The following is an 11,455-nucleotide window of genomic DNA, read 5'->3' as shown; positions in this document are numbered from 1 at the left end:
GTGATGTCTAAAGAGAGCAATAAATCTGAGATCGCATTCCTGGAGGGACCCCATTCGCGATTTAAAGAGCTACGTTTTACGGTCGAAACAATGTGGGAATTTATAAAAGGATTCCGTGCATTACATTTTATTGGCCCCTGCATTACGGTATTTGGTTCGGCCAGATTTAAGGAAGACCATCCTTATTATGAACTGACCCGGAAAGCTGCTGCCGAATTTGCGAAACTCGGTTTTACAATTATGACAGGGGAGGGCCCGGACTTATGGAAGCGGCTAATAGGGGAGCTAAGGATGTTGGTGGCCGGTCTGTTGCCTGTAATATCCAGCTTCCTGTAGAGCAGAAGCCTAACCAATACCTCGATAAATGGGTTTACATGAAACATTTTTTTGTAAGGAAGGTGTTATTGGTCAAATACTCTTTTGCCTTTGTTGTTATGCCTGGGGGATACGGTACTATGGACGAGATATTTTGAAGCGCTTACCCTGATCCAAACACACAAGATAAAAGACTTCCCGGTGATTATTTTCGGTAAAGAATACTATTGCAAACTTGTTGAACATATCGATCTCATGAAGGCTAATGGAACAATAGGGCCTGGTGATATGAAGTTGTATCTGATAACTGATGACATAGCAGAAGCCGTTAGTTTAATTTCCGAAAAGTGCATCAAAACGTTTGGGCTAAAGCCGGCAAAGCCAATCACTCCTATAAAGTGGCTTTTGGAACACATTTAATAGTTTTATTATCAATATCGCTATCAATATGAATGATCTGAATTTCTTAAAAGCCGTTATACAGCATGTGATAGATGGTATTATTATAATTGATAAAACCGGACAGATCATTTATGCAAATCCAGCTGCTGACGAGATTGTTTGGATATCAGTCGGGTGAACTGTGCAGTTTGAATGTTGACTATTTAATGCCCGTACAGGCACGCATATCACACAACCGCAGTATAGATGTTTATAAAGAAACAGGTTATGCGAAGATAATTAACAAAGGCCGGGAGATTGTAGCATTACGAAAAGACGGAAGTTCCTTCCCTGCAAGACTTTCAGTAAGTGAGGTTTTATTTAAGCAGCAAGCGGTGTACGCCGGTGTAATTCATGACCTTAGCCTCGAAAAAGAAATTGAAGAACAGCAAAGGCAATATACTTCAGAGCTCGAGACAATTGTCGAAAAGCGTACAACCTTCCTGAAGAATATCGTCCAGACGCTTGAACAGGCAAAAGAAGAAGTAAACGCCTCTTTGAATAAAGAGAAAGAGGTTAATAAAATGAAAACCCGTTTTGTATCGATAGCTTCACATGAATTCAGGACCCCTCTTAGCCGCATTCAGTTATCTGCATCGCTGATAGAAAGGTATTTTGAAAGGCTGGACAAGGGCAAAATATTCGAGCATCTTGCTAAAATTAAAGGAGCTGTGACAGATCTTACCGGTATCCTGAATGATTTTTTGTCAATCGAACGCATCGAATCCGGAAGTGTAAATATTCATCGTGTAATCTTTAACCTGGGAGCTCTGATAAAAGAAATAGCTGCGGAGATGTCATTGCTGAAAAAGGCCAATCAGCAAATTATTGTTAATGACGATATCGACACTATCGATGTATTGCTTGACAATCAATTGATCAGGCATTGTCTTATTAATCTCATTTCTAATGCTATTAAATATTCCGGGGAGGACGGTATAATCCATATAAATGCCCAGCTTGTAAAAGGTGCCTGCACCATTAGTATACAGGATAATGGTATGGGAATTCCAACCGAAGATTGTGATAGTATATTTCAGCCATTTTTCAGGGCCGGTAATACAACTGACATAGATGGGACCGGCCTGGGGCTTAACATTGTGAAGCGATATGTTGAGCTGATGAACGGAAGAATAAGCTTTAATACGAGTCTGAGAAATGGCACCGTGTTCGAAATGAAATTTCCGGCTCAATAAGCCGCTTCATGTAATTGATACCAATGGTCCATTCAAAGTATGGATTGTACCCATTTTTGAATGGACCGCTTTTAATAAACTGAACCGGGTTTAAATAATAGTAGGGAAAATGAACAGCGGCAATTTTAGGTCGCTAAGAGCTTCTTTGGTAGTGCTATGTTCAAAATAGCGCCTGAAAAAAGAATGTTGGTGATGAACTACCGCGAGGAGATCAGGTTTTTCTTCAGCGCAATGACGGTGTAGCCGGTCCGCAACTTCGCGGCCTCCGAGGTTCTTGAACGAAATATGGTCATACCCGAATTTGGCAATATGTTTTTGGAAAGCTTCTTCCTTTTCAATTTGCTGTTTCTTATCTTTTACCGGCTGATTTACATGTACTACTTCAATACTGAACTTGAAGATTTTTCCCAGGCCAATTAAGAAATGTAGTGGCGTGATATCCGCTTCATCGAAGGTAGTAGCGAATATTGTCTTTTTAATATTGTTAACACTGGTATTGGCTGGTACAACCAATACCGGGCGTTGTGTATGTTGAATTATTTTATTTGTTTCGCTGCCGAAAAACAAGTGTTCGATAGAGGTACCTGACGGAGCCCCCATCGTTATAAACATAATTTGGTTTTCATCAATTATTTGTTTGAGATTATCTTTCAGGTTACCGTCACCGCTTAAGCCTTTGAGCGTTGGCTTTCGTTCGGTTTTATCAATCCCATCTGCAATGTATTGTAGTGTATTTAATTGATGATCAAGTTTTTTCTTTGTTTCGGTAGTGGCTAAAAAAACTCTTCTTCTACGTAGGGTCCTCCTGAAAAAGTAGACGCTACCGCTATGGTTTCATAGTTATGATACAAAAGTACGTTGGCATGCAGTTTACCTGCCAGTAGTACAGCCGAATTTACAGCGTTTGATGAATTATCGGAAAAATCGGTGAGTGCGAGGATAGTTTTCATGATAATGAATTGAGTTTTTAAGTAACTGATTTGATTACACAAATATTCACATCTCGCTCCTCATTATAAATGACCATGATCATGACTGAGCTTGACTTTAAACATGAATGGTTAAATGCAGCTTGCATTTAATGCTCAAAATCATAGCTCTTTGTGAGCAAGGTCATGTGAGGTTGAATAATCCATTCCGAATTTTGATCCATAAACTTAAATATACAACGCTATGTCAACATTAGTAAAATCAAACAACATTCCCTCATTGCGTTCAATGATGGAGGATTTCTGGAACAACGACAATTTCTTTAATCATCCTTTCTTCAATCGGGAGCTATTACCGGCGGTAAACATCCGTGATAAGAAAGAGAACTATGAACTTGAAGTTGCCGCCCCGGGTTTTAAGAAAGATGATTTCAATATTGGTATTGAAAATGGTTTGCTGACTATCAGCGCCGAAACCAGGGAGGAACATAATGAGGAAAAAGAGAATTACACCCGCAAAGAATTTTCAAGCAGTTCCTTTACCCGAAGCTTCAACTTACCGGAAGATGTGGACGATGAACACATTAAAGCAAATTACAAGAACGGGTTGCTGACTATTGATATCCGTAAAACAACCCCTGCTGTTGCAGAGAAAAAGAAAATTAACATTGACTGATCAACCGCGTTGCGCCTGTACTTTGATTGTACAGGTGCAACTTCTTCTTTGATCAAACGCCGCAAAAAATATCAAACTATGGAAGCTGTAGTTTATAACAGGGTAATTGTCCCGTCCAGATATTGGATATTGATGCTGTTATCTGGTATCCTGCTTTGTGTTCTTGGTTTTTGGGTGATTTTATCGCCGCTGCAGTCGTATCTTTCACTTAGTATTACGTTTGCCGCAGGAATGATGATGACCGGCCTTTTTGAAACTGTTTTTGCAATGATAAGTATCCGGCATATTGAACGCTGGGGATGGCTGCTGGCAAGTGGACTGATTGATTTAGCTATAGGTAGTTATTTGTTTACCTACCCAACAATAACTATGATGTTGCTTCCGATTATTGTTGGATTTTGGTTGCTTGTAAGAGGCATAATGGGTATAGGAAGCGCGCTTGATATGCGTGCTTACGGTATCGAGAGTTGGGGCTGGATCATGTTTAATAGCTTGGTTATCATTTTCTTTTCAGTTGGCATTCTTGCTTATCCTGCTTTTGGTATCGCGAACCTGATCGTATGGACAGGAATGGCGTTCTTGGGAGCAGGTATTTTCAGAGTGGTTATTTCTTTTAAGGTTAGGCATATCATCAGTCTTTCTTCGGGTAAATCCAAAAGTTAACTAAATGCTGTTACTCATCGGAATTAGTGATGGCGGTCATGTTTTGAGGATCCCAGCCATTCGATATTTGTTGATAATGTTAAATCCCTGAATAATGAATCCTGACAATTCAAAATCAGCTGCCTTACTTGTCTTCAACGCCGGCTCTTCAAGCATCAAGTTCTCTTTCTTTCGACTGTCAACCGGCATTCAGAAAGTTGGGGAAGGGCGAATAACACGTATTGGTTTGCCAGGAACATCATTTATATTGACAAGACAGCAATTTACCGAGATCGAAACAATACCTGGCGATGTAACTGACTTTATATCAGTCATAAAATTTCTCGCCAACTGGATCGAATGCCAGCCCATGTTTTCGCAGGTGAAAATAATCGCACATCGGGTTGTACACGGAATAGAAGATAGTTCCCCCGCGCCGGTTACAGAAAACTTACTAAATGAACTGAAACAGGCTGCCGGTGACAATCCCGAACATTTGCCAAATGAAATTAAACTGATTGAAATATTCCGTCATCGTCATCCGCAGTTACAGCAATACGTTTGTTTCGACTCTTACTTTCACCAGAATATGGCACCCGTAGCGAAACTACTTCCGTTGCCGGATCGGTTTAGGGCTACAGGATTAAGACGTTTTGGTTTTCATGGCCTTTCTTATCAATATATTATGCAAAAGTTAAACTCGGAGGGTAAGGGTTACGGTAAGACTATCATAGCGCATTTAGGTAACGGTGCAAGTTTAGCCGCTGTAAACGGCGGGAATTGCATAGATACCACCATGGGGTTTACACCGGGCTCCGGTTTGCCGATGAGCACACGGTACGGAGATATAGATCCTGGTGTAGCATGGTATTTGATGAAAAAAGAAGGGCTCTCGGCCGACCAGTTTATTCAAATAATGAATCATGAATCGGGCCTTTTAGGTGTTTCAGGCTCCAGCGGCGATATGCAGGATCTTCTTTTGCGGGATGCAACCGATTTTAAAGCTGTGGAAGCAATAAACCTTTTCTGCTATTATATAAAAAAGGCCATTGGCGCATTTACGGCAGCCTTGGGTGGAGTTGACACCCTGGTTTTTACAGGTGGCATAGGTGAAAACGCGCCTGTGATAAGGGAGCGGATATGCACTGGCCTTGATTTCTTGGGACTTAAACTTAACGCTGAAGCAAACACTAACCAAAATAAAAATATATCTGCAAATGATTCAAGGGTAAATGTCTATATTATACCAACTGATGAGGAACTGATGATGGCGCAGATTGTGAATGAAATAATCCACATTTAAAATTATTTAAAGCAATTAAAATGACAATGATAACTGATATCACATCAATCGATAACGCGCCGTTAACCGGTGAATGTTTGGAAAAATTAGATGCTTATTGGCGCGCAGCTAATTATTTGTCTGTCGGCCAGCTTTATCTTTGCGATAATCCGCTTTTGGAAGAGCCCTTAAAAATAGAACATCTCAAGAAAATGCAGTTAGGCCACTGGGGTACCACCCCCGGGCAGAATTTTATTTATACTCACCTTAACCGGATCATTAACAGATATGATTTAAATATGCTTTATATTTCAGGACCCGGGCACGGCGGACCTGCAGTAGCAGCAGGTACATACCTGGAAGGGACCTACAGTGAAGTTTATCCGGAAGTTAGCCAGGACCGCGCGGGGATGAAAAATTTATTTAAACGGTTTTCATTTCCAGGTGGTGTATCCAGTCATGCCTCACCCCAAACACCAGGATCAATGCATGAAGGAGGCGAACTTGGATACTCGTTAAGCCATGCATTTGGCGCTGTGCTGGATAATCCGGACCTCATTGCCGCTTGTGTTGTAGGCGATGGAGAAGCCGAAACAGGTCCGCTGGCAACTGCCTGGCATTCTAATAAGTTCTTGAACCCGCTTACCGATGGCGCTGTATTACCAATTTTGCATTTGAACGGCTATAAGATTTCAAATCCTACGGTTTTGGCCCGTATTCCTCACATCGAGCTCGAACAATTATTTCATGGTTATGGATACTTTCCTTTATTTGTCGAAGGTTCGGACCCCGCAATTATGCACCAGGCCATGGCTGCGGCCTTAGAACAAGCGGTACACTTTCTAAAGCAAATAAAATATAATGCCATAGAGCATCCAGGGCAGGAGCGACCAAAATGGCCAATGATCATATTAAATTCACCAAAAGGATGGACCGGGCCAAAGGTTGTTGATGGAAAGCAGATAGAGGGCACATTTCGCTCTCATCAAATACCGCTTACTGTTTCTGAGTCAAGCCCGGAGAGTCATTTGCAAATGCTCGAAAGCTGGATGAAGAGTTACCGGCCCGGAGAGTTATTCGATACTAATGGTTGCTTAAAGAAAGAAATTGCGGAAATAGCACCAAAAGGCAATCGAAGGATGGGAGCAAATGCTCACACAAATGGGGGGCTTTTGCTCAGAGAATTAATTCTTCCAGATTTTCAGCGCTACGCATTTAACGTGAATTGCCCCGGTATTATGGGTGAAGGAGATGTGCATGTAACCGGCCGCTTTTTGCGCGACGTAACATTACTTAATCCTCAAAATTTCAGGGTTTTCGGCCCCGACGAGACTGTCTCAAACAAGTTAGAGGCAATTTTTGAAACTACCAGCCGCCAGTGGAACGCTGATATTAATATAAACGATGAATATCTTGCTCCGAAGGGGAGGGTAATGGAGATGCTTAGCGAACATCAGTGCGAAGGTTGGCTCGAAGGGTATTTGCTAACCGGCAGGCACGGGCTATTCAATTGTTACGAGGCGTTTATACATATCGTTGATTCGATGTTTAACCAACACGCCAAGTGGTTGAAAATGACGCGGGAGATACCATGGCGGAGAAAGATAGCATCCCTGAATATCCTGCTTACTTCAACTGTTTGGCGCCAGGACCATAACGGTTTTACCCATCAGGACCCGGGATTCATTGATCACGTCATCAATAAAAAATCAGAAATTGTGAGGGTTTACTTGCCGCCGGATTCTAACAGCCTTTTGTCGGTTATGGCTCATTGCCTGGGCAGCAAACATTATGTAAATGTTATGGTAGCAGGGAAGCACCCTTCTCCTCAATGGTTAAGTATGGATGAGGCTGTGGTTCATTGTTCAAGAGGCATTGGGGTATGGGATTGGGCAAGTAATGATCAGGACTGCGATCCGGATATTGTCATGGCTTGCTGCGGTGATGTGCCTACATTAGAAACATTGGCAGCTGTATCTATATTACGTGAACATTTTCCGGATTTAAAGATAAGGGTTGTAAACGTTGTGGACCTGTTAAAGCTGGAAAGGCAATCCAGCCACCCGCATGGTTTGAACGACCATGATTTTGATGCACTTTTTACTGTCGATAAACCCGTTATCTTCGCTTTTCATGGCTATCCATGGCTTATTCACAGGCTTACCTACAACCGGACCAATAATAACAACATTCATGTAAGAGGTTACAAAGAAGAAGGCACAATAACGACATCTTTTGACATGACCGTACTTAACGAAATGGATAGGTTTCATCTCGTAATGGACGTAATCGATCGATTGCCGCATTTGGGTAGTAAAGGCTTATATCTCAAACAAAACCTAATGGACAAATTGGTTGAGCACAAACAATACATCAATATGAATGGTGAGGATATGCCTGAAATTAAAAATTGGCGGTGGAAAGCTTGAAAGGTGGTTACTTCCGAAAAAATAGTTTGGGCTTCTGATAGTTCTTTGGTTTTTTGTACGCCTTTGCTCACCGGCAAGCAACAACTTTTATTGATAAACAGCAATGAAGTTTTCCAAAAGCCGGCTCCGTTAAGCATGCGGATTGCATGTAAAGTATAATGCTTGTTGTGTTTTAAGGCCTGTTTTGTTAAAATATTTCAGTATAAAAATAAGGCAGGCTATGGTCAAAGCAAAAGGCATTATTTAAGTTACATTAGTGGCCGGCGCCAGGGCGCTTTGATCACAGGAGCTGAACCTTTATATCCGGTTAAAACTCTTTTTTGGGTGACTCACCTTTAAGTTGTGTCCATAAAAGTTTGCCCTTGTCTGTGCCAATTACTTTCCACGTGGCAAAGGCTACTAAAAGTGGAAAAGGAAATGCCGAACCAAATCCTAAAGGCGTAATTGCCAGCAAAAAAATAATAGCTCCGGCGCAGGCGAGCGTTACCCAAATTCCTTTATATGCCAAACCAATGGCAATCAAGGCCTGGCCAATGGCAATTGCCGTAACCATTTGAATAATATGTAAGCTGAACCAACCATTTATGAAACCGAGATAACTAAATGCATACCTGCTAAAACCAAGGTACGTATTTGGATGTGCCCTGCAAACCGTATAATTTGTCCAGGCGGCCCAGGCAAAAAGTAATGCAAGGGCCAGCCGCGTTATCCAGGGTTTTCGGAAAGATGACCAAAGAATCAGCAGTCCGATTATGTTTGAAAAGCCATACGCTACCAGGAGCATCGGAGATTGTTCCATATCTATGAGATTATGGGTAGTAAAGCGCCGCTCTTAACAGGCGGCGCTTTCTGGGATTAAAAGGCAAGCTCTGGTTCTTCAATGTCAAGATTATTGACCACATGAAATACGCCTGGAGCAGCCCAGGCCACGTCTGCCGCATCTTCACTTTCGGCAAATGAACGTACCCTACCGGTTAGAGTAACAGTGTTGCCGCTGATGCCGGCATGTACCTTAGTTGCATCAATGTTTGCGCTGCGCTGAAAAGCAGCACTGATCTTTTGTTCCAGTTCGGCAGGAGATATCCTGGGCCTTAGGGTTATAAGATTGATGACCGAACGCACGCCGGTGAGATCTTGAATCGCGGTCTTCGCGCTAACCCTCTGATATTCCCATTCCAGTTCGCCCTCCATAGTTACGGTGCCATCTTCTACTTTGATTTTGATTTTGTCATCAGGCACAGCTGAATGCCATTTAAGCGCATTTAGCACTGCTTCAGCTATCTCTGTGTCGGTTTTACGGTATACCGGCGAAACGCCGATCTGGATGTCTTCTGCTATAGCTTTAACTCCGATAACTTTTTTAGCCGCCCTTTCAGCAGTTATTTTTTTGAAAATGTATCCACTGTACCCGAAAGGGTTACAATGCCATTTTTAACGGCCACACCAATTGCAGATGAGTTTAGAAATGGCTGCCATTTCAATTCATCCATTACATCTTTTTGAATTTGACTGTCTGTTTTCATGACTTGATGATTAAGTTAAGAAATTGTTTATTGTCCCTCAAAGTACTTGTAAAACAGTGTGATATGCCATGATTCAAATCAGTGATTTCGATGATGTTCATCAACTTTGCGGGTGCTGCAGATAAGCCATTAAGCACCCCGCTAACAGTGGTAAAGATTACTGGTTATTGCTTACAAGCTAGGCTGCAATTAGCGCAAACAAGTAAGTGCAACACCTGTCCAATCATCTGAAAGTATATAGGATCCAGTTTTAAAAACAGTTGGTTATGCCAGTAAGTGGATCCGCCTGAAAGCTGTTGACATAGCCGTTTTGTTCAGATAGCCTAAAAACTGCAATGCGATGGTGCATAGGAAAAGTTTCAAAAGCACCATATCATAATCAATGATCCAATTTTTGACAACGACATGTATTGATTGGGTGAATGCGCTAACCTATATCATTCATCTGTGTGGTACCTTCATTTATACATAATCCCCGCTTTAGCTAACGCTTAGCCGGGGAAAACGAAGTGTGAAAATGGTTCCTAATCCGGGTTGGCTTTCAAATTTGATGGCTCCATTCATCAGGCCTACATACCGCGCTACGATATTCAGGCCAAGGCCCGTTCCCTGGGTTGTACCGGTGTTACTTGCTCGAAAGAAAGCACTGAATAAATGTGCCTTATCCGCTTCCGGAATTCCGATGCCCTGATCTGTAACTGATAAACTGCATTCTTTTGAGTTAAGTTCTGTGTCAAGGCGGATCAGCGTGTCTTCACCGGAATATTTGATTGCATTTGACAAAAGGTTATTGAGGCAGTTTTTTAACAATTGCTGGTCGAGCGTTACCATTTCAAATCTTCCGGAATGCGTATAAATAAGTTTTTGACCAGGTTTGGCCAACATCTGCATTTCTAAAATGATTTCCCGGCAAAATTCTGCGAGATTAAATTCAGATGCCGAAATGCTGATTTTTCCTGATTCCAGTTTTTCCAGAGAAAGGAAATCGCCGAGGATGGCGGAAAGGTCGTTAACAGCATTCTTGATCTTGTCGGTATGTTTAATAATATTCAGGTCGTGATAGGTTTCAGCATATTTGCCGATGAGGGAAGCCGAAAGTTTTACGGCGCTTAAGGGGGTGCGGAATTCGTGGGATGCCATTGACACAAAACGACTTTTCAACAGCCCCAACTCCTTTTCTTTTTGCAGGGAAAGGTTAAGCTCTGCGGTACGCCGGGCAACCATATCTTCGAGGTGTAAAGTGTAATTTTTTATCTGTTCTTCCGCTTTTTTTGCCTGCTGATGTCACGGGCTATCGTTGATGCGCCTATTATTCGGTCCCGGGCGTCACGGATTGGAGAAATAGTCAGTGAAGTTGGAATAATGACACCGGCATTTGTTTTACGCAAGGTCTCAAAATGTTCTACCGTCTTACCGCTTCTTATCGCCCTGATGATTCTCTTTTCCTCAGTCAGCTTGTCGTTTGGAATGATAAGTCCGACATGTTTTCCGATTACTTCATGAGGTTTGTAGCCAAAAATCCGTTCAGCGCCACGGTTCCAACTGGTGATTTGCCCGTACAGGTCCTTGGCGATGATAGCATCTTCGGATGAACCTACTATTGCGGCAAGCAGGGCCTGTTGTTTTTCATACCTGCGCTGGGTAGTAATGTCACTGAGGGTATGGATGGAGCCATCATAATTGCCATCTTTATCGCGTACAGCTATAGATGATACAAGGATGTAGCAGTCGGCGCCGCTTGATAACTGAAACCGGATCTCTTGCCGGACGCTATCCTTTCGGGCTCTAAGTCCCGTAGTCAATGGTTTATAATTTGTATTAATAAGATGCCCTTCCTGGTCGTATTTGGTTAAAGTCGGATACCAGTCATCGTTACCTTTAAGCGGTTCTATTTCAAAGAGGGTCGCAGCAGCTTTATTATATGCTATGAGCAAATCGTTTCGATCGCATAAATAAACCGCTACCGGTAATTGCTCATAATATTGAATGAAGGTGGCTTGTTCATCATTCATTGTAAATAAT

At 42.2% G+C, this 11,455-nt stretch carries 15 protein-coding genes; 8 read left to right on the top strand and 7 right to left on the bottom strand.

Going from position 1 to position 11,455, the window contains the following annotated elements; genetic code table 11:
• The first annotated feature begins 263 nt into the window (after positions 1 to 263).
• Genes ACQ86K_RS14515 through ACQ86K_RS14500 form a run of 4 tightly spaced genes read left to right on the top strand, consistent with a single transcriptional unit; the run spans position 264 to position 1,952 of the window.
• Positions 264 to 473 (top strand): LOG family protein, encoded by a 210-nt coding sequence (locus ACQ86K_RS14515; protein WP_431200606.1) that lies wholly within the window; start codon positions 264 to 266, stop codon positions 471 to 473.
• Positions 421 to 735: an LOG family protein gene (locus ACQ86K_RS14510; RefSeq protein ID WP_431200605.1), complete on the top strand. Its 315-nt coding sequence runs from the start codon at positions 421 to 423 to the stop codon at positions 733 to 735. Before ACQ86K_RS14515 ends, ACQ86K_RS14510 begins: the two co-directional genes overlap by 53 nt.
• 28 nt (positions 736 to 763) lie before the next feature.
• Positions 764 to 895 carry a PAS domain-containing protein gene (locus tag ACQ86K_RS14505; RefSeq protein ID WP_431200604.1) on the top strand — a complete coding sequence of 44 codons (132 nt, stop codon included), beginning with the start codon at positions 764 to 766 and terminating at the stop codon, positions 893 to 895.
• Positions 849 to 1,952: an ATP-binding protein gene (locus ACQ86K_RS14500; protein WP_431200603.1), complete on the top strand. Its 1,104-nt coding sequence runs from the start codon at positions 849 to 851 to the stop codon at positions 1,950 to 1,952. The genes ACQ86K_RS14505 and ACQ86K_RS14500 overlap by 47 nt, the downstream gene beginning before the upstream one ends.
• A gap of 90 nt (positions 1,953 to 2,042) precedes the next feature.
• Here the strand turns inward: ACQ86K_RS14500 and ACQ86K_RS14495 are convergent, their stop codons facing one another.
• Together ACQ86K_RS14495 and ACQ86K_RS14490 are read right to left on the bottom strand one after the other, a co-directional pair.
• Positions 2,043 to 2,660 (bottom strand): universal stress protein, encoded by a 618-nt coding sequence (locus tag ACQ86K_RS14495; protein ID WP_431200855.1) that lies wholly within the window; start codon positions 2,658 to 2,660, stop codon positions 2,043 to 2,045.
• 65 nt (positions 2,661 to 2,725) lie between these two features.
• Positions 2,726 to 2,902, bottom strand: coding sequence for a hypothetical protein (locus ACQ86K_RS14490; protein ID WP_431200602.1), 177 nt, complete (start codon positions 2,900 to 2,902; stop codon positions 2,726 to 2,728).
• 223 nt (positions 2,903 to 3,125) lie between these two features.
• On the opposite strand from ACQ86K_RS14490, the gene ACQ86K_RS14485 reads away from it, so the two are divergent.
• From ACQ86K_RS14485 to ACQ86K_RS14470, 4 genes are all read left to right on the top strand, one after another.
• On the top strand, positions 3,126 to 3,557 hold the full coding sequence (locus tag ACQ86K_RS14485; protein WP_091164265.1) for an Hsp20/alpha crystallin family protein: 432 nt from the start codon (positions 3,126 to 3,128) through the stop codon (positions 3,555 to 3,557).
• Between the two features lie 78 nt (positions 3,558 to 3,635).
• Positions 3,636 to 4,220 carry an HdeD family acid-resistance protein gene (locus ACQ86K_RS14480; protein WP_143020713.1) on the top strand — a complete coding sequence of 195 codons (585 nt, stop codon included), beginning with the start codon at positions 3,636 to 3,638 and terminating at the stop codon, positions 4,218 to 4,220.
• Between the two features lie 94 nt (positions 4,221 to 4,314).
• Complete coding sequence (locus tag ACQ86K_RS14475) at positions 4,315 to 5,502, top strand: acetate/propionate family kinase (RefSeq protein ID WP_091164270.1); 1,188 nt, start codon at positions 4,315 to 4,317, stop codon at positions 5,500 to 5,502.
• A 26-nt stretch (positions 5,503 to 5,528) separates the two neighbouring features.
• Positions 5,529 to 7,910, top strand: coding sequence for a phosphoketolase family protein (locus ACQ86K_RS14470; RefSeq protein ID WP_091164272.1), 2,382 nt, complete (start codon positions 5,529 to 5,531; stop codon positions 7,908 to 7,910).
• A 307-nt stretch (positions 7,911 to 8,217) separates the two neighbouring features.
• Here ACQ86K_RS14470 and ACQ86K_RS14465 read toward each other — a convergent pair whose 3' ends face one another.
• From ACQ86K_RS14465 to ACQ86K_RS14445, 5 genes are all read right to left on the bottom strand, one after another.
• On the bottom strand, positions 8,218 to 8,709 hold the full coding sequence (locus tag ACQ86K_RS14465) for a hypothetical protein (RefSeq protein WP_143020714.1): 492 nt from the start codon (positions 8,707 to 8,709) through the stop codon (positions 8,218 to 8,220).
• A 56-nt stretch (positions 8,710 to 8,765) separates the two neighbouring features.
• Entirely contained in the window at positions 8,766 to 9,149 is a 384-nt protein-coding gene (locus tag ACQ86K_RS14460) for a BON domain-containing protein (protein WP_431200601.1), read from the bottom strand.
• 140 nt (positions 9,150 to 9,289) lie between these two features.
• The gene (locus ACQ86K_RS14455; protein ID WP_431200600.1) at positions 9,290 to 9,433 is read right to left on the bottom strand and encodes a BON domain-containing protein; all 144 of its coding nucleotides are present in this window, start codon (positions 9,431 to 9,433) and stop codon (positions 9,290 to 9,292) included.
• A 480-nt stretch (positions 9,434 to 9,913) separates the two neighbouring features.
• Positions 9,914 to 10,657, bottom strand: coding sequence for a sensor histidine kinase (locus tag ACQ86K_RS14450; protein ID WP_431200599.1), 744 nt, complete (start codon positions 10,655 to 10,657; stop codon positions 9,914 to 9,916).
• A gap of 26 nt (positions 10,658 to 10,683) precedes the next feature.
• On the bottom strand, positions 10,684 to 11,445 hold the full coding sequence (locus ACQ86K_RS14445; RefSeq protein ID WP_431200598.1) for a PAS domain S-box protein: 762 nt from the start codon (positions 11,443 to 11,445) through the stop codon (positions 10,684 to 10,686).
• Positions 11,446 to 11,455: the final 10 nt, after the last annotated feature.

The sequence above is a fragment of the Mucilaginibacter sp. P19 genome (assembly GCF_050632265.1).
GTDB classification, from domain to species: Bacteria; Bacteroidota; Bacteroidia; order Sphingobacteriales; family Sphingobacteriaceae; genus Mucilaginibacter; species Mucilaginibacter gossypii.
Note: the sequence above shows the minus strand (reverse complement) of the source record. Positions and strands in the feature narration are given on the sequence as shown.